A 21,859-nucleotide genomic window follows, 5' to 3' on the forward strand; every position below is an offset into this window, starting at 1 on the left:
ATTTTTTAATGCAAGTGCAAACAGGCGAATGGAATACGGTCCATCGCCGCTTCAGCCGTCGGTGCCATGCCGGGCTATGGGAGGGGGTATTGGAGGCACCGACCGCCCCTCCACGACTTCATTGACGCGTACGACTTTGGCCGCCGCCTCAAAACCCTGCGCGGCCTCACGCCATACGAACATATCTGCAAAAGAGCCGCAGCGGTTTACGCTCGACCCACACCATCAGATGCAGGGACTAAACAATCAGGCAGTTCCGCCAACGACCATCTCATCGATCCGAATGGTCGGCTGGCCGACACAGACGGGAACAGTCTGCCCTTCCTTGCCGCAAACGCCATCAGCGAAACGCAGATCATTGCCGATCATGGACACATGCTTGAGCGCCTCGTGGCCGAGGCCGATCAACACGGCGCCCTGGATCGGGGCGGTCACCTTTCCATCTTCGATCAGATAGGCTTCGGTGGCCGAAAAATTGAACTGGCCACTCGTAATGTCCACCGTGCCACCGCCAAAAGCGACGGCATAGACACCGTGTCTGACCGACCGGATAATCTCCTCCGGCTCCTTGTCGCCGGGGGCAAGGTAGGTGTTGGTCATCCGCGGCATCGGCAGATGAGCATGGCTTTGGCGCCGGCCGTTGCCAGTGGGCGCCCGCCCCATCAGACGAGCGCTTTTCCGATCCTGCATCAAACCGGTGAGATGCCCGTTTTCGATCAGGACGTTGCGTGAGGTGGGCACGCCTTCGTCATCCACGTTCAGCGAGCCGCGATGTTCGGCCAGGGTGCCGTCATCGATCACCGTCACGCCCTCCGCCGCGATCCGCCCGTTCATTCGTTCCGTAAAGACCGAGGACCGCTTGAGGTGCGCGTCCGCTTCCAGGCCGTGGCCGACCGCTTCGTGCAGCAGGACACCGGGGAAACCATTGCCCAGCACCACCGACATCACACCCGACGGCGCCGGCCGGGCGTCGAGGTTCACAAGCGCTATTCTCACGGCGGTGCGCACCAGCCGTTCCAGCCGCTCGCCGTGGAACTCGGCCAGGGTGAAGCGTCCTCCCTCCACGCCGGTGCCCATGGCCCGGCGCGTCCCGGACTGGGCGATGACGGTGACGGCCAGCTGCACCAATGGCCGCACATCGGCCGCGACCGATGCGTCGCTGTCCATGACCAGGATAATGTTGTGCGAGGCTTCCAGCCGGCCTGATACCTGAACGATACGCGGATCGGCCTCGCGGCAGCGACGATCGAGTTCCTGTAGGAGCAAAATCTTCCCGGCGTCAGGCAACGACTCCAGCGGATTGTCGATGCCATACAGCAGCGGGCGCTTGTTGCCGGTGTCGATGGCCACACCCCCGCTCCGTCGCGCGTCATCGCCATGCAGCAGCATGCTTCGCACGGTACCGGTGGCCGCCTCGATCGCCTTGGGCGTCATATCGCCGGAATATGCGAAGGCTGTCTGCTCTCCGGTGACCGCGCGTGCGCCGAAGCCTTGCGAGATGGAGAACTGTCCCGCGGACACCTTGCCGTCGTCAAGGCTCCAGCTTTCGGCCTGGCCTGCCTCGAAGTAGAGATCGGCATGGTCGGCACCGTTGCCGAGCAGCCTGTCGACAGCGGCAGCCACTGTCCCGCGCACCAGTCCGGCGGGTTCCAGCAACCGGTGCTCCGCGATCGACACCGCATCCTGTTGCGACATTTCCTGATAGGCCGACATGGTTTCTCCTGCTCCGCGATCACCGGCCCGCGATGCGCATGGACTCGATCAGAACGGACCCGGTCCGCACCGCGCCGCTGCGATGAACATCGCCGCCGATCGCGACGATCTGCCGCAGCATCACCGGCAGTTCACCGGCAATCGTGATGTCCTGCACCGGAAAGGCGACGGCGCCATTCTCGATCCAGAACCCCGCGGCTGCCTTCGAATAGGTACCCGTGACCGGGTCGACGGCCCCCCCGATCAACTCAGTGACCCAAAGTCCCCGATCCAGAAGACGCAGCAGCGCCGCTGTCGATCGGGGGGGATGGCGGCTGGTGAAATGCAGGTTGCGGACGCCATCGGCATTGCCCGTCGGTTGAAGGCCGAGCTTGCGCGCGTAGAAGCACGATAGAAAATAATCCTCCACGCGCCCACCTGAAATCACGAAACGGTGGATGCTCGCGACGCCCTCGCTGTCGCACACGCCGCTGCCAAGGCCATAAGGTTCGAACGGGTCCTCAAGCAGATCGACATGGCCGGAAAGTGCCTGCGCGCCCTTGCCCCCGGTCAGGAACGTCGCGCCCCTATATTGGGCCGCGCCGGTCAGTGCCCCGACAATATCGTACACCAGGCTCGCGGCGACCGGCGCGTCGAACAGGACGGGGCATGTTTGCGTGTCGACTGTGCGACCGCCCCGCTTGCGCAACGCGCGGTCCGCCGCCGTCCTGCCGACCATGAAGGGCGGCAGGAGCTGCGATACGCGCCGATCGGAACTCGACCAGCTATCCTGCACCATCATCCCGTCTTGCTCGGCGATGGCGCTGCACCAGATATCATGTCTGGACGCGACGAGCGAACGATCGAAATCGCGCCCGATCGCCATGGCGGCGCTGGCGTCGATGCTGGCGGCGCCGGCGTCATTGACGCGGACCGACCCGCCGCCTGTCGCCAGGGCCGCCTCTTCGATCTCCAGCGCCATGCCGCCAAGATCCTGCGCGGTGAGGTTCGAAGGCTCGAACATCGGCACCTCGGACGCGGACCGTGCAAGCCACTCGTCCGCGGCGGGAGCGGCGTCGGGATCGGGCTCGACCGTGCGGGCGATCGCGATGGCGCGTTCCGCCGCGAGATCAAGGCCCGCCCGGGTCAGGGCGGAGGTGGTCGCCGTTCCGGTACGGCCGCGATCGAATACCCGAATGCTGACGACCTGCTTGCCTTCGCGGACCGCGCTGCCGAACACGCCGCCGCGCGCGCGCATGACGATGCCTGCGACTTCGTTGGCGGAAGCAACGACCTGCTGCGCGCCACGCTGCATGGCGCGGTTTGCTGCGTCTCGCGCGATCTGCGCCAAATCTTCCCTGCTTTTCAGGAGATAACCGTCGCCTGAGCCACGCACGATCCCGTTCCTCCTCACCCAGTCCAGTCGCTGTACGGCCGATGACATCCTGTTGATCCTGCCCCGTCGCCCATACGGCCCGTCACCGCCGTTTCAGGCGCTCACCATCGAAGCCGGCGCGGTGGACAGAGAGGCGACCTGGCGCAACAAACCGTCTCGACCGAGGCGGTACATATTGTCGACCGCGGCCCGCGTCCGCTGGCCATAAAGATCGAGGTCGGAAGGATTGGCGGCGATGAAGTCGGCCACACCCTTGTTATAGGCGTCGCGATAGAAGGGCGTCGTCTCGATGGGCCCTCCTTCAGGCGCTACGTCAGTGCCTTCCGCTCTTGCCTGCTGCACGGCGGCGTCTGCGTTTGCACGGGCGGAGGCGGCCATGCGATCGAAGCGCTCGTTGGCCGCGGATTGCTTTTCCGCGGTCCACTCCAGGTCCCGGCCCACTTCAGCGAACAGCATGGCCTTCCAGGCGTAGATCATGTCGGCCGCTGCGCCAGGCGCGCTGCCAAGGTCCCAGGCTGCCGCGGCAATCCCCTCAATCGCTGCCGCCTGCACGTCATCGCCGCCATCGCGGCTCGCCAGCCTGATCCGCACCTGTCGCCAGTCGCTGCGAGCCACGTCCTCGCCCGCAGCGGCACGGCGCTGGAGGTCGCAGACCCTGTCCCCGCTCGCCCGCAGCACGGCATCGCCAACCCGATTTCGAAGTCCGGTCTCCGCATCCGTCCATAGCCATTCGATCCAGCGCGCAGCGGCAATCCGGCCGTCCGCGCCTGGCGGCAGTGCTTCAACGACCTGGCGCCAGAAGCCCACGTCGCCGGTCGCGAAGGTCATGATCAGGTTCAGGAAACTAAGGTCGAGATCATATCGGGCTGCAAAAGCCGAGACCTCCGCCGCCGGCGTTGCATAGAATGGCAATGCCGCCGCATCGCCGTTCCGCTCGGCCTCCGCGATCAGCGTCAGCAGAGCGCGCCTGCTCGCGATGCTCACTGGGCGGCCTCGATGGCGGCTTCCAGCGCCGCTGCCAATTTCGACCGGCTCATGCTGCCGGTGAACCGTTCCACCAGTTCGCCGCGGTTGAAGATCATGAACGTGGGGACGCCCATGATGCCCTGGGCATGACGGGTGTCGGGATTCTCGTCGATGTCGACCAGATAGACTGCCGCCTCGCCCTCATATTCGCGCGCAAGGTCCTCGATCGCCGGCGCCATCGCCTTGCACGGCCCGCACCAGGCCGCCGTAAAGTCGACAAGCACGGGAATGTCCGACTTCAGGACCTTTTCCTCGAAGGTTGCGTCGGTGGCCGATGGGATATTTGCCATGATATGTTCCTCAATGGTGGCCGATCTTCGCCGTTCTCAAACGGGAAGAAGGGGCGTGATGTGTTGGGTGAAGGGGTCAGCGGCTGACGATGCCGCACAATCCGGCCCGCAATTCTTCAACGCGCGCGGTCATGATCTTCTGCCGCTCCGCCTGCCAGGTCCGCCAATTGTCGAAATCGTCCGAGCTGAGCGGGACGGGGTTCTCCAGCGTGTATCGCTGCAGGCGTTCACCGAAGGCGGCATCGTCTTCGCCGGGCAGCCTGCGGTTATGATGCGCCTGCTCGATGCCATAGGCGTCCCAGGTCGATTGCACCCGATGATGCTCGGCTGCCGTCCAGCCTGCCGGTTCAAAGGCATCCGCAGCGCTGGATTGGACTATCCAGGTGCTGGCGACGTCGGCCACGGCTCCCGGCGTCGCATGGAGGTCCCACATAGACGACATGATCGCTTCGACCGCTGCCTCGGGAGCGTCCGGCGTCATCGCCGCTGCGAACTGCCGGCGGGCCGCGCGCCAGACCGGGTTGCTGACCGCCTCTCCGGCAAGCACGCGCCGGTGGATCTCCATGACTTCCTCGACCGCCCGAATGTCGCGCTCTTCGGACAGGCGGGACCGTATCGGCGTCGGCGCATCGTTCCACAACCACAGCAACCAACGCAGCCCGTCCCCCGGCTGGATTCGCGCTTCTTCCACAATGGCCGTGACGAAAGCCGCCTGTCCATGCTCGTCCATGCGGGACAATTCGCCTGCAAGCAGGATGGTGGCCGCATCAATGCCTCGCGATCCTGCCCATTCGATCAGCGCCGCAGAGCGCGAACCGTCAGTGAAAAGCGGGGCGACCGGGTCGGCGGCGGCGGCCACGTCCTGTAACCTCTGATTGTGCTCAGTCATTATGGGATCTTTCAGACTGGTTGATTAGCGCCCCCTCGGCAGCCCCCTTGAGCTCGGCGATCGTGACCCCACCATTCTCGATCTGCAGCTGATGGCTATGATATCGAGTCAGCCGGTCGGTATGGGCGATCGTGACGAGCGACGTGTCGGGCAGTCGCCGGGCAAGCACGTCGAACATCGCCGCTTCCGTCTTGGGATCGAGCGAGCTCGTCGCCTCGTCCAGGAACAGGAAATCGGGCTTTTGCAGCAGCGCCCGGGCGAGCACCACGCGCTGCTGTTCCCCGGGAGAAAGCCGTTTCGCCCAGCTCCGCGCGGCGCCGATGTCGCCGATCAGGCGCTCAAGCCGAATGTCCGTCAGCACTGCACGATAGTCCGCCGGGGCGAACGCATCGGAAGGACTGGGATAGCTCAGCAGCTCCGCCAACGTGCCGTTCGGCAGATAAGGCTTCTGCGGCAGGAACATGACCCTCGATCCTTGCGACGGATGCTCTACCGTGCCCGATCCAAACGGCCAGATGCCAGACATGACCCGGAAGAAGGTGCTCTTGCCCGATCCGGACATGCCCCGCACCAGCCAGCGCTCTCCGGCGCCGATCGTGAGCTTGTCGATCGAGAACAGCTTATGGCCGGCCGCGGTTCGTACTTCCAGGTCGCGCACCGCAAACTCAGGCCTGTCGGCAGCGGCGTGCACGAAGCCCGAGGACTGCTCATATGACAGCGACTCGTCCATCAGCTGGATACGCTGCGACGCCGATCGCAGGAGCGCAAATCCGTCATAATTTGTTGAGATGCTGCCAAATGCGTGAAACACCGCGCCGAATGCCACCCCCGCGATGGTAAGGTCGCCGACCTGCATCTTGCCGGCCAGAACGAGTGGGAAGAGAAGGACAGTCGGAATGACCGACGCCAACAGGGTGATCAGCACCCGCACCGCCTCAAGGCTCGCGGCACTCCCCGTGTACGGTCGCCAGTTCCGCCGGATCAGTGCATAGTCGTGCCGGGCACGGGCTTCCTCGAGCGCCTGCCCGCCGCCCAGAACGATCTGTTCGGCAAATTCGCGGGCCTGACCGAGATCGTGGCGGAAACCTGCCTCGATCCGCTGCCGCACCACGTCCAGCCGCGTATAGATCCGGCCGATCAGGTGAGCGCTGAGCGTCGCAACGATCGCCGTCGCGATCGCCAGAACATAGAGCGCCCGTGGTATGATGATCTGCCCGCCGGACGGCATGGAGACTGGCAGCGGTGAAGACAGCAGCCATAACTGGTTGGAGTAAAGGTAGAACGTCGTGGCCGACGTAACCAGCGCGGGAGCCAGCTGAATAAGATACAGGCCAAAATTATAGACATCTTCCTGGACCCGCTGTTCGGGATGGTCGAGCGCGTGGTCCTGCAACGGACGATAAAAGCCGCGGCCGCCCAGCCACCGCCTCAATAGCTCGCCCGTGAGCGCCGTCCTGATGCGGATACGCAGGGTATAGGCGAGTGCCGATTGCAAGCCATGATGGATTGCGGTCAGGACGATGAAGACCACCGCGCCTGTCAGCGCGGCGACCACGGCAGGACGATTGCTGACGACCAGACCGTTGGTGACGTTTGCAAGCTCCCTGATGTACCGCAATTGCAGGTAAGAGCCGACCGCGCCCGCGCCTAGCAAAAGAACCCACAAAGGCACGGCAAAAATCCAGTCCCGCCTGACGTGAAACGCAAGGAGGCGGACCATGTAGGCGACGTCTCCCCAGACATTGCGATGTGCAAAATCCGGGGGACATTCGGTCGCGACTACGGCATCAGCACCAATGTCGGATACGCTCGCGGTCACATTCTACCTCGATTTCGGCAAAGCCGCGGTGAAGACGAGCCGAAATTCCCGGCCGACCCCCTGGTAAAGGCTGTTGGCCACCAGCGGCGTATAAATATTGAACCGATCGAACAGATTGTTGACCGTCAGGTTCAGCTTATATGGACCGTAGGTATAACCGACGGCGGCATCGAAACGAACATATTTAATCGGAAACTTCGGATAAGTGGTTATGCCGGTCAAGGAATCGGTCTTAACCAGATTGACATTGCTCTGATAGTTGCCGCCAAAGCCGATGTCGAGTTGCTGCCTGTCGCCAAGCGTGAAGGACTTCAGCAGCCAGGCATTTGCCTGATAACGCGGCGCTGAAACAAGGGGTGTTGCGCTTCTGGAGGTGGTGTAGGCAAATCCGCTCTGCAGGAACAGCGTTGGCGTGATCTTCCCACTTTGATTGATCTCGAAACCCTCCGACTTCTGCCCGGGACCGGGAATGTAAAAACCCGGATGCGCCGGATCGATCAGGGGATAATTGTTGTTGTCCTTTCGGAAATAGTCGCCGGTTACCGAAAGGCGGCCACCGAAAAGCTCCAGCTTGACGCCGGCTTCGTGCCCTGTGCTGATGGCGGCCGGAAATGGCGCCCCCCGATAGGTCCGGACCCCCAAATTAGGGGGGGTTACGGCCTTCTGATAGGTGTAATAGATCGACGCCCATTTCGTGGCGCTAAAGACCAATCCGCCGGTCGGCAGCAGCTTGCTGATGCGCTGATCCGCGTCGTTGTTGATAAGATAGGGGTAAAAGACCTGCCGACTTGTCAAATCGTACCAGGTCTGGCGCGCACTGAGGAGGGCATGAAAGGGCCCCCAGCTTATCTGGTCCTGAACCACGAGGCCGTAATCCTTGCGGGTTGCCCGCAGCTCATTCCTGTTGGGATTGCTGCTGTCGGGAATAGACCCAAGCGAAGGAAGCGGCTGGAAGGGGACCAATGCGCTATAACCGGATGCGATCTGGTTGATCTTCTGCCATGAATAATCGAAAGCGACGATAAATTGCTGCGTGACCGATCCGGTCTCAAGCTTGGCGTAAAGGTCGCTCGATGAGCTGAACTGATAGTTTTTCGAGAAACTGTTGTTGCCTGTCACCAAGTCGATGATGCCGATGGCGCCGCCGAAATTATACTTGCCCTGATAAAGCTGGTTTTGAAGGGTCTGCTCGGCATATTGATACCGCATTCGCGATCGCAAGCGGAGCGTGAACGCCTCGGACGTGACAAGATCGCGTTCGACGCCCAGATTCTGCGACAGCGACCGGGTTTTATAATAGTTGTTATCGTTGGAAAAAATTGTCACCGGCTGAACGGTGTTTGTCGTCGGGTCTGCATAATATAGTTTGCCGTAGACAATGCGAGTGTCGTAGACTTGGGAACTTGCGTCGATCTTCCATCCATTGTCCCGGTAACCGAAGATCGCGGAAGCCGCATAGGAATGTGGATTTTGCCCTCCATTGCTTTGCCGGTCCGCATGCTCCGACAAGCCGACAAAACGCCAATACAGCCGGTCGGATTCGGAGATCGTTCCTCCGACATCCACTGAACCACGAATATAGTCGTTGCTGCCCACGCCGAAGTCGAATTGGGGAAGGCTTGTCCCCGTCGCCCTTTTCGGGTTGAGATTGACCAGGCCGCCAGCCACCGAGGTCCCGGTCAGAACGGATGACGGTCCTTTCAAAACCTCGATCGACTCCACGTCGATCGTAGGCGCGTCTCCCCCCGCAATCGAGTTTCGGAGGCCGTTGGTGAACGAAGCGCCCCGCGTGCTGTCCCCACGTGAACTGATCTGGCTCGGCGGACCTGGGGTATAAGTCACGCCCGGCAGGTTCCGAATAGCTTCGTTCAATGAAGTCGTGTTCTGGGTTGCGAGCACCGATTGCGTCACCGACACGATCGTTCCCGGCGTATCCTTCAAGGGCGTGTCGGAGCGGGTGAGAAGATTGGAGTCCTCCTTGCGAAGAGGATCGCGCCTGCCAGTGACGATGATGTCCGCGTTTCCGCCGGAGCGGGCGATACGAACCTGTCCGTTACCCGCCGTCTCGACGAACCACTTGCTGCCTGCCAGCGCCTCCCGAAGGGCTTGCGCAAGTGTCAAATTACCGCGTACAGGCCCCACGACCTGATCGAGCCCCTTGTCGGCCGCGTCAGCGAACGATACGTCAGCACCTGCGATACCGGCGATTGTCTGGATGACCTGCCGCCGCGGGCCTGCCGCAACATCGAAGTCGTAGCGCGTGACGGTCTGCCCATAAGCCTGTTGCGCGCCGCACACGGCCAGCGCCACCACAGCGGTTGTAGTTCCCCACCTCATTCCGAGTCCTCCCTTTCGTGCCTCGACGCCCGGGATCTGTTTCACCGAACATCGCAATCCAGGCTGGCATGACCATCTCCGCAGCTGCCGCGCTCCTTGCAGCGCATTTGTCGAGTTTGCGCTGAAACGGAAGAAGAAGGGGCGAGGTGACGGCGAATCGTTATCCCATCTCGGGTTGGCAGGAGCGACATTAATTCGCCATATTGATATATTCAAGGGATTATGTTCGCTTTATATGACGAATAATCTAATTTTCTTTATCACGCGGAGTTTGCGGTGGTTTTTCGTTTCGCTGTCTCGTCGTCCCGGCAGCCTTCAGCTATGGTGCCATGCCACATTCAGCGCCGATCTTGGCTGATCTATTGACCCGAAATCGCTATGCCCTCACGGCAAAATCGACGCCGGGCATTAAGGAGAGCGACGTGCACGATTTCGACCTTCACGACATCAAGATATTGGGGATTGTGCAGGATAATGCCAATGTAACGATCAAGGAGGTTGCCGAACTCGTGGGGCTGTCCCAGAATGCCTGCTGGAAGAGGATCAAATCTTTTGAAGACCGCGGCGTCATCAAGAGGCGAGTGACCGTATTAAATCCGTCTTCATTGGGGTTTCATCTGATAGCCTTTGTCAACGTCAAGGCAGCGGAGCATTCCGAGGAATGGAACACCAGTTTTCAACAGGCGGTTTTAAGCATACCGCAGGTCATCGAGTTTTACAGGCTTGCCGGCAGCGTTGATTACATCATCAAGGTCCTTCTGCCCGACATTGCGGGTTTCGACTCATTCTACAAGGTGCTGACCAGCAAAGTTCGCCTCACCGAAGTTTCGACGTCCTTCGCAGTGGGGGAATATCGCAATTCAAGCGCCATTCCCCTGCCTTTGCCATTGAACACGTCCCCGGACGCGGCTGAGTAATCCATTTCGGCATGCGCTGGTTTACAGGGGCATCGTCCGCCTCAACGGTGCTCCACGATCAACCCGTGCCGCTTCAGGATCGCGCTGTTGTCGGGGTCCCGGCCGCGAAAGGCGCGGAAGCTGTTGGCCGCCGGGCGGCTGGCTCCCCTAGAGAGGACCTCGTCGCGAAACAACTCGCCGGTCGAGCGATCGACAAGGCCGGCTTCCGCGAACCTTTGAAACCCATCGGCTGCGAGTATCTCTGCCCAGAGATAGCTATAGTAGCCCGCAGCATAGCTTCCCGCGAAGATATGCGTGAAAGCATGCGGGAAGCGGTGCCACGCGGGCGGGCGAACGACGGCGACCTCTTCGCGGACCGCCTCGATCACCTCCATCGGATCGGAGCCCATCGTACCCAGATGCAGCAGGATGTCGAACATCGACAACTCCACCTGCCTGACGATGAACATGCCCGACTGGAAGTGCCGGGCTGCGGACAGCCTGTCGAACAGCGACTGCGGCAAAGGTTCGCCGGTCACATGATGACCCGACATGCCGGTCAACACATCGCGATCCCAGGCGAAATCCTCCATGAGCTGGCTCGGCAACTCGATCGCGTCCCACTCGAAGCCCGTCGTTCCCGCGATGCTCGGCCGATCGACCCGCGTGAAGAGGTGGTGGAGGCAATGTCCGGTCTCGTGAAGGAGCGTCAGCACATCGGTATGAGACAGCAGCGAAGGCGCCGCTTCGCTTTTCGGCGTGAAGTTGCAGACCATATAGGCGACCGGCACGCCGATCATATCGCCATCGCTCAGCCGAGGACGCGCTGGAGCCATCCACGCGCCGCCGCGCTTGCCCGTCCGCGCGTGCAGATCGAGGTACAAACCGGCAATCGCCACGCCGCTCTCGTCGGCTACATCGAAGTAGCGGGCGTCCTCATGCCACAGCGCGACATCCTGACGTTCGATCAGGCTGATGCCGAAAAGGCGCTTGAGAAGCGTTCCCCAACCCTGGAGGACACGCTGAACCGGGAAGTATGCGCGCACCGCCTGTTCATCGACCGAGTAACGCGCCTGCCGCAAACGGTTTGCGGTGAAGCCGATGTCCCATGGCTGGAGGGTTTCGATGCCCAGTTCGGCGGCGGCATGGTCGCGCAATTCCGCAAGGTCGCACTCTGCCACCGGCTTGGCGCGCTTCGCCAGGTCTCGCAGGAAGGCAAGAATCTCGCCGGCGTCGCTCGCCATCTTGGTGGCAAGCGACCAGTCGACCGGATCGGCGAAGCCCAACAGATGCGCTGCCTGGTGCCTCAACTCCAGAATTCGCGCGATCCTCGCGGAATTGTCGAACTTCCCGGCCTGCGGTCCCTGATCGGAGCCGCGCGTGCCATAGGCTTCGTACACACGAGCGCGAAGTTCGCGATTTTCGGCGAAAGTCAGCACGGCGTTGACGCTCGGTTGCTGCAATGTGACCAGCCACCCCTCTCGTCCCATTGCGAGAGCGGCCGCACGGAACATATCCTTGTCCGTGTCGGAAATCCCGGCGAGCAGCGCTTCATCGGTCACCAGTTCGGACCAGGCATCGGTCGCGTCGAGCACGGCGCTCGCAAATTCGGTCGAAAGCCGGGACAGTTCGACCGACATCTCGGCGTAGCTTGCCCGTGCCTCTGGTTCCAGCGCCACGCCGGACAGCCTGAAGTCGCGCAGGGCATGCTCGACCGCGACCCGATCGGCAGCCGGCCGTTCTGCGAAGCCGGGCGATGTGGAGAGCGCCGTCAGAACATCGAACAGATCGCGATTCTGTCGCTTGCGCATATCGGCTTCGACCAGCCTGGCCTCGCCTGCGGCATAAGCAGCGCGAAGTTCCGACGTGTCCGCCACGGCATGCAGATGATAAACCGCTGACCAGAGCGCCTCGATCGCAACCCCGGCCCGCTCAAGCGGAAGCCATGTCTCCGTGAACGCGGTGGGCCGGTGCCGGACCAGCGCTTCGATGACCGCATCCTGCGCCGCAATGGCGACATCCAGCGCTGATCCGATCGCCTCCGGCGTGATCGCCCCGAACGGAGGCAGTTCATTCGCTTGCAGCAGCGCGTTGATCGGCATGGGTACCTCTTCGAAACAGAAAGGACATGGCAGCGTGGCGCCCGGCCTGTGCCGCACGCGCCGACGCGCTCAGACAGTGACGGGAGCCCCGGGCTCCGCGGCGATGGCGTGAGGCATATGGCCTGCAAGATAGCGCTCGGCCTCCAGCGCCGCCATGCAACCCATGCCGGCGGACGTCACGGCCTGACGAAACAGCTTGTCCTGCACGTCACCGGCCGCGAATATGCCGGGCACGCTGGTGGCGGTCGAACCGGGGGTCACCAGAATATAGCCCTCCGCATCCATCGCGATCTGACCGGCGAACAGCGACGTGGCGGGATCGTGCCCGATCGCCACGAACAACCCATCGACGGCCAGCGCACGCGCTTGCCCATTACGGACATCGCGAAGCTCGACACCCGTCACGACGCGGCCATCGCCCCGGACCTCGGCCACTTCGGCATGCCAGACCATCTCGATCTTGGGATTGGCATGGAGGCGCGCCTGGTTGGTGCGGTCGGCGCGCAGTTCGCCCCTGCGATGGATCAAATAGACCTTTTCAGCGAAATTGGTGAGGTACAGCGCTTCCTCGACCGCGGTGTTTCCGCCGCCCACCACGGCAACCACGCGGTCGCGATAGAAGAAGCCATCGCAAGTCGCGCAAGCGGATACGCCCGCGCCGCGATACCGCGTCTCGCTGTCGAGCCCCAGCCAGCGTGCCGACGCCCCTGTCGCGATGACGACGGTATCGCCCGTATAGCGCGCGCCGCTGTCCCCAACCGCGACGAACGGCGTTGCGGCAAGATCGACCTCAACGATCGTGTCGGAAACGACCTCCGTGCCGACATGCGCCACCTGGGCAGCCATCCGCGCCATGAGGTCGGGACCCAGCACGCTCCTGTCCCCCGGCCAGTTCTCGACATCGGTGGTGATGGTAAGCTGACCACCGGGCTGCATCCCTTCGATCAACAGGGGCTTCAGCGCGGCACGCGCCGCATAGACTGCCGCGGTGTAGCCCGCCGGCCCCGAGCCAATGATGAGCACCTTGCTATGGCGATCACGCGGCATTCCTTACCCCTTGCCAATATTCGTCGAACCAGTCGCCGCGGCCTATTACACAGTTTCATAAATAAAGAAACAGACAAGATGCCGCTGTGATCGGACCCGCCATCGCGCAATCGGCCGCTCCGCCGGGAAGTCGCCCACTGTTCCGACCCCGCAACGTCAGGCCCCCTCCCCTTTCTTCACGTTCCGGCTGCGCGGGCGGCGATGGTTTTCGATTGGCGCGCGACTTCGATGCAGCCGCCAGGCGCATCGCACATGATGGGTCATGACGCTGACCGGATCTCCAGCCTCAGCTTCTGTCCACCACCGCGAACATGGCCGCCGATCCGACATGAGCGCGCCGTGCGGGAGCATCCTCGCGCCTTATCCCGGCTTCGAGCGGATCGTTGCTGCCGAAGGCGGCGACTACGATCCGCACCACAGCGGCGGTCCGCTCGTCGATCAACCGGTAAACGACGGACTTGGCATCCCGCCGCTGGGCGACGAGTTCTGCACGCCGAAGCTCGCCCAATTGTTGGCTCAGGGCCGGCTGGCCGATCCCCGTGGCGGCATCGATGGCGGCCACCGACTGTTCGCCTTGAAGAAGGGCCGTCAGGATCGCCAGTCTTTGCGGCTGGGCAAAGACCCGCAATCGCTCCACGATCTCGGTCGCTGTCGCCCGGTCGATCGGATCAGCCATGATCGGGACGCTCGCGATAAAACCAGAGCTCGTCCCCCGCCTCGCCCAGCGCGCTCCCATGCTGGGGCGCGGGCAGGAGGACCGATCGCCCGGGCCGCCATCCCTCGGGCGCCAGCACCTCTCCCGTGGCCGTCTTCTGGAGCGCGTCCAGCATGCGCAGCAGCTCGTCCACGGAGCGGCCGACCGACAAGGGATACCATATCATCGCCCGAACGATGCCGTCCGGATCGATGAAGTAGACCGCGCGCACCGACGAGCTGTCGGGGTCGCTGCGATCCACCATGCCATAGGCTTCCCCGATCGCCATCGACGGATCTTCGATGATGGGAAACGATATGGTCACGCCCAGGCGCTGGCGAATGACGTCGATCCAGGCCAGATGCGAATACAGGCTGTCGACCGAGAGCCCCAGTAGATCGCAATCGCGCCTGGCGAATTCGTCGGCAGCGCGAGCCAGCGCAATGAACTCGCTCGTGCAGACGGGCGTGAAGTCGGCCGGGTGGGCGAACAAGATCAGCCAGCGGCCACGGAAGTCGCGAAGCTGGACTTCGCCCATGGTGGTACGGGCGCGAAAATTCGGCGCCGCATCGCCGATGCGCAAAGCCGTCCGTCGCTGCACGGAGCCGGGGTCGGGAAGGCACGGGCTGGAGGTCATCACCCCTCCTACAAAAGCTTGCGGCGCGAGCAAAGAGCGGTTCGCGCGACAGGGCGCAAGTTGCGGCTATTTCCGCGATCAGGCCGCCACATGGCCATCGTCCGCCGTCAGGGCGAGGACAGCGAAGGTCGCAAGCCAGTGCTCGCCCATATAGTCGTCGGCAAGGTGGGGCAGCGCCGAACCCAGATGGATCGAGGCGATGTCCCTTATCCGTTCGGGCAGGGGCAGAAAGGGCGCCAGCGAGAACCAGCACCATGCGCGCGAAAGATTGAGCCCGTCCATATGTGCCAGCCGCCCGTCGGTTCGGTCGGTCACCGTCGCGGGGGACGTGAGGGCGCGCATATCGTCCCCGAACGGGTCCGGCATGAACGCGGCCAGCCAGCCGGCAAATCTCTCGCCGCCCACCTCGCGCATCAACATGGCTTCGCATAATGTGGGCGACAGGAAGTCCTCGCCGCTCGGCTCCCATGGCCGTGCCGCCCGGTCGCCGCCGAACCAGCCGGTCGCCCGCTCCTCGATCAGCAATGCCAGATCCGCTCTGCGGCGTCGTGCCCAACGAAGCGCGTGCACCAGGGCAAAGGCCGTATTATCGTGCTTGCCGCTGCGCACCGGGTAGCAAAGCCGGGGCAGGTAGGCGGCAAGACGGTCAGCGATCCGTTCGGCCAAGGGCGCCAAAGCCTTCGCCCACGGCCGTGCAGGCCGGAAGGCGAGTTCGTCGTGAAGCGCGAGAAGCCATCCCCAGCCATAGGGCCGCTCGAAGGCGGCGGCCATGGGACGATCGAGCGACATGCACTCGCCCATGATCGCCTCTTGAGTCAGCGTGCCGTCGGCAAGCGCGTCGACCGCCTGGACCTCGGGAAGATGCGGGAACAGCCGGCAGAGCCGCATGACCTGCCACCAGCCATGGACGCAGCTGTGCCAATCGAAACTGCCGTAGAACGCCGGATGGAGCGAACGTGGCGTCGCCAGATCGTCCGGCGAGGCAAGTATCTGATCGAGCTTGTACGGCCATTCGCGCGTGAGGTGCCCCAGCGTCAGCCGAAGGAAGCGGCCCGCCATGGCCTCGTCCAGCCTCATGGCAATCGACCAAAACCGCCGCCGCCCGGCGTCTCGACGACCAGCACGTCGCCTGTCTGCATATCGACTTCTGCCGTCGAGCCAAGCGGCTCGATATGTCCGCTGGCCCGCTCGATCCGCACGGCGCCGGCTGCGCCGTTTTTCCCGCCGTCAAGACCGAACGGGGGCACCCGATGCCGATTGGCGAGCAGGCAGGCGGTCATCGGGCGAAGGAAACGAATTCGCCGCACGGCGCCGTCGCCGCCGCGGTTCAGGCCTTCGCCGCCAGAACCGCGGCGTATCGCGAAGGCCTCGACGAGACAGGATGTCCGCCCCTCGAATATCTCGGGGTCGGTCATGCGGCTGTTGGTCATGTGGGTCTGGATCACGGATGCACCGTCAAACCCCGGTCCGGCCCCCGCGCCGCCCGCGATGGTTTCATAATATTGGTATGCGTCGTCGCCCAGGGTAAGATTGTTCATCGTGCCCTGCGAAGCGGCAACCGCGCCCAGCGCCCCGAACAGCGCGTCGGTGACCACCTGGCTGGTTTCGACATTGCCGGCGACCACCGCCGCGGGATGGCACGGCTTCAGCATCGAACCTTCGGGAATATGAATGTCCACGTGACGCAGACAGCCGTCGTTGAGCGGGATCGCATCATCCAGCATCGTGCGCACGACGTACAGCACGGCTGCCCGCACGATGGCAGCAGGCGCATTGAAGTTATTTTGGCGCTGCGCACTGGTGCCTGTGAAATCGACCGACAACCGCTCCCGCTCGCGGTCGATCCTTATCTGGACCCGCACGACCGCGCCATCGTCCATCTCATAGGCGAACGCCCCATTCGCCAGCGTCGGCAAGAGCCGGCGAACCGCTGCGTCCGAATGTGCCTGGACATGCTCCATATAGGCGGTGACGACATCGGCTCCATGACTTTCGGCCATGTGAGCCAGACCCTCCGCCCCCCTTGCACAGGCGGCGAGTTGAGCGGTGAGATCGGCGATGTTCTGGTCGATATTCCGCGCCGGATACGGGCCAGCGGCAAACATCAGACGCAGTTCGGTTTCAAGGAACCGTCCCTCATCGACCACCAGGACATTGTCGAGCAGCACGCCCTCCTCCTGAAGGGTGCGACTGTTGGGCGGCATCGATCCCGGCGTTACGCCGCCCACATCGGCATGGTGACCGCGCGCGGCCACGAACCAGGTCGGCTTGTCCGCCGCTTCGTCTGCGAACACGGGCATGATGACGGTGATGTCGGGCAGATGGGTGCCGCCACGATAGGGTGCGTTGAGCGCATAGGCGTCACCCCGGCGCATACCCCGTCCGTCGCGGCAGTCGCCACGGTCAGCGATGATCGTGCGGATGCTGTCCCCCATCGAGCCGAGATGCACCGGGATGTGCGGCGCATTGGCGACGAGATTGCCGCTGGCATCGAATAGCGCGCAGCTGAAATCCAGCCGTTCGCGGATGTTGACGGAGGTTGCCGTGCGCTGGACCGCCGCCCCCATTTCCTCGGCTATGTTCATGAACAGCCCGGCGAAGATCGCGAGACGGACAGGATCCGCTTGCGTGGCGTCGGCCACGACCTCGTTCGTGCGGGGTTCGACGCGGTCCAGGATCAGGCTGCCCTGCGGATCGACACTGGCGCTCCATCCCGGCTCCACGACTGTTGTGGACACGGCGTCGATGATCAGGGCGGGTCCTTTCACGATCGCGCCGGCCGGCAGCCGCTCGCGCGCGTGCACCGCCGCCTCCCGCCAGGCGCCGGCCATGCGGACAGGCGCTGAATCCAGCGGCGGCGACGGCTCGCGCGGCAGGGAAACCACAGCGTCCTGGGAAACATCCGATGCCGAAATCGCCTCCGCAACCATACGGTCGACAATCAGGGCCGCGCGGGCGTCGAAGCCGAACTGCGCACGGTGCGCCGCATCGAACGCGGCGGCCATCGCGTCTGTCTCGCCGAAGGGAATCTCGATCGTATGCTCCGTATCGCCGCGACGCAGATGAACGCGCTGATCGACCTTGATCGACGCCGGATCGACGCCCTGCCGCCGCAGCGCCTCGCGCGCCTGCTCGGTCAGCGCGTCCAGCGCACTGACCAGCGCTGCCCGATCGGACGCCGGCGTGCCGAGGCTCGCCTCCCGAACCTCGCGCCGGTCCGCAAGTCCCATGCCATAGGCGGACAACACCCCCGCGAGAGGATGGATCATCACCCGATCCATCGCCAGCGCATCAGCGACAAGGCAGGCATGCTGCCCGCCCGCACCGCCGAAGCAGGCCAGGACATACCGGGTCACGTCATGGCCCCGCGCGACGGAAATGGTGCGGATCGCATTGGCCATGTTCGCGACCGCCACGGCGACGAACCCCTCCGCCGCGCTTGCCGGATCGAGCGGAAGCTCCGCAAATCGCGCTTCCACCGCTTCGCGGTCGGGCGGAAGGCTCCCGTCGGGTCCGAACAGCGCCGGGAAATATTCCGGGCGGAGTTTCCCCAGCAGAAGGTTGCAGTCGGTGACCGTCAAGGGGCCGCCGCGCCTGTAGCAGGCAGGACCCGGCACCGCCCCGGCGCTTTCAGGCCCCACGACAAGGCGCCCGTTGTCGAGGCGGCAGATCGATCCGCCGCCCGCCGCGACGGTGTGGATGCGGAGCATCGGGACCCGAACGCGCACGCCCGCGACGATCGTCTCCGAATCCCGCTCGAACTCGCCGGCATAGTGGGAGACATCGGTCGAGGTCCCGCCCATGTCGAAGCCGATCACGCGGTCGAAGCCGGCCTGGGCCGCAGTGACCGTCATGCCGACGATGCCGCCCGCCGGGCCGGAAAGGATCGCATCCTTTCCCCGGAAAGCCTTGCCGGCAACCAGACCCCCGGAAGACTGCATGAACAGCGCCTCCCTTTCAAGGGCGGCGGTCAACCGTTCGACATAGTTCCGGACGACAGGCGACAGATAGGCGTCGGCGACGGTCGTGTCGCCGCGGCCGATGAGCTTCACCACGGGCGCGACGCGATGACTGACGGAAATCTGCGTGAATCCCTGCCGTTCCGCCAGCGCCATCAGCGCCGCCTCGTGCATCGGGAAACGCCACCCGTGCATCAGCACGATGGCGATGGCCCTGTATCCCGCCTCGAACGCCTGCCTGAGATGCTCTGCCGCTTTCACCCTGTCCAGCGGCTGCAAGACCCGGCCGTCTTCGGCGACCCGTTCCTCGACCTCTATCGTCCGGGAAAAAAGGGGCGGCGGCCGGTGCGGATCGCGCGCGAAGATGTCGGGCCTTTCCTGATGGCCGATCAGCAACGCATCACCAAATCCGCGCGTGATGGCCAGCACCGTCGGCTCGCCCTTGCGCTCCAGCAGAGCATTGGTCGCGACCGTCGTGCCGATCCGCAGCTCGAAATCGACAGGCGCGCCTTCCGTCAGCCGCCGGATCGCTTCAACCGCGGCATCCTCGTAGCGTTCCGGGTCTTCCGACAGGAGCTTGGCCGTGACGATTTCACCGCCCGGCTTCCGCGCCACGACATCGGTGAACGTGCCGCCCCGATCGATCCAGAACCGCCAGCCAGTCATGCCGCATCCTTGCCATGTCGGCGCACGATCGGCCACAGGCGATCGCATCGCGCCCGTTCGGTGCGCCTGTTGTGGCCAGCGACGCTCATGTCAGTGCGCCATCAGCGGTCGAGCGCCAGAAACGACGCCAGCCGGGCGGCAGATGGCGCCCAGCAAATGTCACGTTCGGCCATCCAGTCATCGTCATAATAGGTGCAGCCATAGCGGTCTCCGCTGTCGCACAGCAGCGTCACGACGCTTCCTGTTTCGCCAGCAGACGCCATTTCCCGGATCAGCGCCTCGCACGCCACCAGATTGGTTCCCGTCGAACCGCCGACCCGTCGGCCGAGCCGGTCGGACAAGGCGCGCATCGCCCCAAGGCTGTCGGCATCATCGACTGCGAGCATCCGGTCGATGACCGAGGGCAGGAAACTGGGCTCCACCCGCGGCCGCCCGATCCCCTCGATGTAGGACGCGCAACCTTCGGGCAAGGCGACCACATCGGCGGCATCGAAATGGCGATGGAAGACCGAATGGAGCGGATCGGCGACGCACAGCCGGGTGGTGTGACGCTGGTAACGGATGAAGCGGCCGATCGTCGCGGAGGTTCCACCCGTTCCCGCGCCGCAAACGATCCAGGATGGAACGGGGTGTTCCTCATGCGCCATCTGCGCGAAAATCGATTCGGCGATATTGTTGTTGCCGCGCCAGTCGGTCGCCCGTTCCGCATAGGTGAACTGGTCGAGATAGTGGCCGCCGGTCTGGGCCGCCAGCTCATGCGCCACCTCATAGACCTTGCGCGGATCTTCAACCGGATGGATCTCGCCACCATAGAAGCGGATCGCCTCCAGCTTGGGCGCGGCCGTGCTGGCCGGCACGACGGCGATGAAGCGAAGCCCGAGCATGCGTGAAAAATAGGCCTCGCTCACCGCGGTCGAGCCGGAGGAAGCTTCGATCACGCACGTATCGGGCCCGATCCAGCCGCTGCAAAGCGCATAAAGGAACAGCGAACGCGCCAGCCGATGCTTCAGGCTGCCGGTGGGATGTGAGCTCTCATCCTTGAGGTAGAGGGTGATACCGGGATAGCGGGGCAGATCCAGGCGGATCAAATGCGTGTCGGCTGAGCGATTATAGTCCGCCTCGATCCGACGTACCGCCTCCGCGCGCCATTCACGAACGTCCTGCCTCATCATGCCGCGACGTTCCCGCCGGCTCGACACTTGCCGTGCAACTTATCGATCGTGCCACCAGCGGTGATTGGCGATATGCCGCTCATCAGCCCGTTCCCTCCACTTCCAGCTCCGCCAGCGAAACCCCAGCGAAATTTTCATTACACGATTCAGGTAATATTGAAAGTGTTTGCGTTCGGTCAGGATCAACTACGGCTATCCAGACCACACCCCCCAAATGCGAGAGACCGCTTTACGATAATCCCGATAGATAGGCAGCCATCAGAATGCGAAGGCTTCGGTGATCCGCCGCTCCGCAATCAGGAAGGCGTCGGAGACAAGCCGTAGCGGCCTTATATCCACATCGCTTTGCCCCGCTGCGATCAACTCCGCGAACCGGGCGTAGAGGCGTGCATATTCCCGGTCCGCCGCAATGCTCTCCGGTTCGCCGGGAAGTTGCAATATGCTGCCGCCCATGGCGAGGCGCAGGGTGCCGGCGTCGGTATCGACTTCTATGGACCAAATCTGCGGGCCGGTTTCGAGAAAGTCGAATATCGCGTGCACTACGGCATCGCCGCAGCGCATCCTGAGGTCGGCGGCGATGGGAGACATGCGTCCTGCCGGCACATCCAGGCTGGCCTGCTCAAGCAGCAGTTCGTGCGGCAGGATCTCGGTCGCAATCGACAGGGCGTTGATGCCGGGGTCGAATACGCCAAAGCCCCCCGAACCGAGGATCCATTCCTGATCCGGATGCCAGCGGCGGATGTCTTCGCGCCAGTCGATCCGGACGGCGAGAATGCGTTTATCGGCAAGCCACGCGCGCGCTGGAGCCACACCCGCCGCCTCGCGCGAATGCCAGGTTGCAAAGAGCGTCACGCCTGCCGCACGCGCGGCCTGCGTCAGTGCCGCGATATGCGAAAGCGTCACCGTCGGCGGCTTTTCCAGCATGACATGCAGCCCGGCTTCCAGGGCGGTCAGCGCCTGTGCGTAGCGCCCATCCGGCGGCGTGCAGAGTGAAACCGCGTCCAGTCGGCAGGCTCTGATCATATCCTCAATGTCATGATAGCCGTCGATCCCCTCCACGCGGCCCTGACGACTGGCAGTGGCGGCAAGGCGGAAGCGGCGGTCGGCGGCGATGGCGGGCAGATGCTGGTCCCTGGCGATCTTGCCGATGCCCACGAGACCCAATCGGACAGGCTCCACGGTAAATCCTCTTGTCTGGACAGGATGCAGGCTGAACGCCTGGCCGGCCATTGGCGCT

The 21,859-nt window shown here is 63.6% G+C and carries 16 protein-coding genes and 1 pseudogene; 2 read left to right on the forward strand and 15 right to left on the reverse strand.

Going from position 1 to position 21,859, the window contains the following annotated elements; translation table 11 throughout:
- Window positions 1-99: 99 nt before the first annotated feature.
- Window positions 100-244, forward strand: a pseudogene (locus EWH10_RS16440) (IS481 family transposase); the annotation flags it as partial.
- A 2-nt stretch (window positions 245-246) separates the two neighbouring features.
- Here EWH10_RS16440 and tldD read toward each other — a convergent pair.
- The 7 genes from tldD to EWH10_RS16475 form a co-directional block, all read right to left on the reverse strand.
- Window positions 247-1,713: a metalloprotease TldD gene (tldD, locus tag EWH10_RS16445; RefSeq protein WP_229742678.1), complete on the reverse strand. Its 1,467-nt coding sequence runs from the start codon at window positions 1,711-1,713 to the stop codon at window positions 247-249.
- A 19-nt stretch (window positions 1,714-1,732) separates the two neighbouring features.
- The gene (locus EWH10_RS16450) at window positions 1,733-3,043 is read right to left on the reverse strand and encodes a TldD/PmbA family protein (protein ID WP_207212591.1); all 1,311 of its coding nucleotides are present in this window, start codon (window positions 3,041-3,043) and stop codon (window positions 1,733-1,735) included.
- Between the two features lie 138 nt (window positions 3,044-3,181).
- Complete coding sequence (locus EWH10_RS16455; protein WP_065846610.1) at window positions 3,182-4,072, reverse strand: hypothetical protein; 891 nt, start codon at window positions 4,070-4,072, stop codon at window positions 3,182-3,184.
- The gene (gene trxA, locus EWH10_RS16460) at window positions 4,069-4,404 is read right to left on the reverse strand and encodes a thioredoxin (RefSeq protein WP_025551985.1); all 336 of its coding nucleotides are present in this window, start codon (window positions 4,402-4,404) and stop codon (window positions 4,069-4,071) included. Before trxA ends, EWH10_RS16455 begins: the two co-directional genes overlap by 4 nt.
- 76 nt (window positions 4,405-4,480) lie before the next feature.
- Entirely contained in the window at window positions 4,481-5,293 is an 813-nt protein-coding gene (locus EWH10_RS16465; protein ID WP_130030082.1) for a hypothetical protein, read from the reverse strand.
- Window positions 5,286-7,112, reverse strand: a complete 1,827-nt coding sequence (locus EWH10_RS16470; RefSeq protein ID WP_128830884.1) for an ABC transporter ATP-binding protein/permease — start codon at window positions 7,110-7,112, stop codon at window positions 5,286-5,288. The genes EWH10_RS16465 and EWH10_RS16470 overlap by 8 nt, the downstream gene beginning before the upstream one ends.
- 3 nt (window positions 7,113-7,115) lie before the next feature.
- Complete coding sequence (locus tag EWH10_RS16475) at window positions 7,116-9,449, reverse strand: TonB-dependent siderophore receptor (protein ID WP_130030083.1); 2,334 nt, start codon at window positions 9,447-9,449, stop codon at window positions 7,116-7,118.
- Window positions 9,450-9,871: 422 nt separating this feature from the next.
- Between EWH10_RS16475 and EWH10_RS16480 the strand changes: the two genes are divergently transcribed.
- Window positions 9,872-10,366: an Lrp/AsnC family transcriptional regulator gene (locus EWH10_RS16480; RefSeq protein WP_065846604.1), complete on the forward strand. Its 495-nt coding sequence runs from the start codon at window positions 9,872-9,874 to the stop codon at window positions 10,364-10,366.
- 41 nt (window positions 10,367-10,407) lie between these two features.
- Here the strand turns inward: EWH10_RS16480 and EWH10_RS16485 are convergent, their stop codons facing one another.
- The 8 genes from EWH10_RS16485 to EWH10_RS16520 form a co-directional block, all read right to left on the reverse strand.
- Complete coding sequence (locus EWH10_RS16485) at window positions 10,408-12,447, reverse strand: M3 family metallopeptidase (RefSeq protein WP_065846603.1); 2,040 nt, start codon at window positions 12,445-12,447, stop codon at window positions 10,408-10,410.
- A gap of 69 nt (window positions 12,448-12,516) precedes the next feature.
- Window positions 12,517-13,494 carry a thioredoxin-disulfide reductase gene (gene trxB / locus EWH10_RS16490; protein WP_025550090.1) on the reverse strand — a complete coding sequence of 326 codons (978 nt, stop codon included), beginning with the start codon at window positions 13,492-13,494 and terminating at the stop codon, window positions 12,517-12,519.
- Window positions 13,495-13,780: 286 nt separating this feature from the next.
- Entirely contained in the window at window positions 13,781-14,170 is a 390-nt protein-coding gene (locus EWH10_RS16495; protein WP_025550089.1) for an ArsR/SmtB family transcription factor, read from the reverse strand.
- The gene (locus EWH10_RS16500; protein WP_065846602.1) at window positions 14,163-14,825 is read right to left on the reverse strand and encodes a peroxiredoxin; all 663 of its coding nucleotides are present in this window, start codon (window positions 14,823-14,825) and stop codon (window positions 14,163-14,165) included. Before EWH10_RS16500 ends, EWH10_RS16495 begins: the two co-directional genes overlap by 8 nt.
- Window positions 14,826-14,903: 78 nt before the next feature.
- Window positions 14,904-15,884 carry a DUF2891 domain-containing protein gene (locus EWH10_RS16505; RefSeq protein ID WP_242495898.1) on the reverse strand — a complete coding sequence of 327 codons (981 nt, stop codon included), beginning with the start codon at window positions 15,882-15,884 and terminating at the stop codon, window positions 14,904-14,906.
- Window positions 15,885-15,898: 14 nt separating this feature from the next.
- Window positions 15,899-19,450, reverse strand: a complete 3,552-nt coding sequence (locus EWH10_RS16510) for a hydantoinase B/oxoprolinase family protein (protein WP_065846598.1) — start codon at window positions 19,448-19,450, stop codon at window positions 15,899-15,901.
- A gap of 101 nt (window positions 19,451-19,551) precedes the next feature.
- Entirely contained in the window at window positions 19,552-20,619 is a 1,068-nt protein-coding gene (locus EWH10_RS16515) for a PLP-dependent cysteine synthase family protein (protein WP_425281153.1), read from the reverse strand.
- A 261-nt stretch (window positions 20,620-20,880) separates the two neighbouring features.
- Window positions 20,881-21,852 carry a Gfo/Idh/MocA family protein gene (locus tag EWH10_RS16520; RefSeq protein ID WP_065846596.1) on the reverse strand — a complete coding sequence of 324 codons (972 nt, stop codon included), beginning with the start codon at window positions 21,850-21,852 and terminating at the stop codon, window positions 20,881-20,883.
- Window positions 21,853-21,859 lie beyond the last annotated feature (7 nt).

The organism is Sphingobium fuliginis, assembly GCF_004152845.1.
GTDB classification, from domain to species: Bacteria; Pseudomonadota; Alphaproteobacteria; order Sphingomonadales; family Sphingomonadaceae; genus Sphingobium; species Sphingobium fuliginis.

Coding starts and splice junctions, on each gene's coding strand:
- EWH10_RS16510 (WP_065846598.1), bottom strand. CDS start 19,450: ATGACTGGCTGGCGGTTCTGGATCGATCGGGGCGGCACGTTCACCGAT.
- trxB (WP_025550090.1), bottom strand. CDS start 13,494: ATGCCGCGTGATCGCCATAGCAAGGTGCTCATCATTGGCTCGGGGCCG.
- trxA (WP_025551985.1), bottom strand. CDS start 4,404: ATGGCAAATATCCCATCGGCCACCGACGCAACCTTCGAGGAAAAGGTC.
- EWH10_RS16465 (WP_130030082.1), bottom strand. CDS start 5,293: ATGACTGAGCACAATCAGAGGTTACAGGACGTGGCCGCCGCCGCCGAC.
- tldD (WP_229742678.1), bottom strand. CDS start 1,713: ATGTCGGCCTATCAGGAAATGTCGCAACAGGATGCGGTGTCGATCGCG.
- EWH10_RS16505 (WP_242495898.1), bottom strand. CDS start 15,884: ATGGCGGGCCGCTTCCTTCGGCTGACGCTGGGGCACCTCACGCGCGAA.
- EWH10_RS16515 (WP_425281153.1), bottom strand. CDS start 20,619: ATGAGGCAGGACGTTCGTGAATGGCGCGCGGAGGCGGTACGTCGGATC.
- EWH10_RS16485 (WP_065846603.1), bottom strand. CDS start 12,447: ATGCCGATCAACGCGCTGCTGCAAGCGAATGAACTGCCTCCGTTCGGG.
- EWH10_RS16520 (WP_065846596.1), bottom strand. CDS start 21,852: ATGGCCGGCCAGGCGTTCAGCCTGCATCCTGTCCAGACAAGAGGATTT.
- EWH10_RS16475 (WP_130030083.1), bottom strand. CDS start 9,449: ATGAGGTGGGGAACTACAACCGCTGTGGTGGCGCTGGCCGTGTGCGGC.
- EWH10_RS16495 (WP_025550089.1), bottom strand. CDS start 14,170: ATGGCTGATCCGATCGACCGGGCGACAGCGACCGAGATCGTGGAGCGA.
- EWH10_RS16500 (WP_065846602.1), bottom strand. CDS start 14,825: ATGACCTCCAGCCCGTGCCTTCCCGACCCCGGCTCCGTGCAGCGACGG.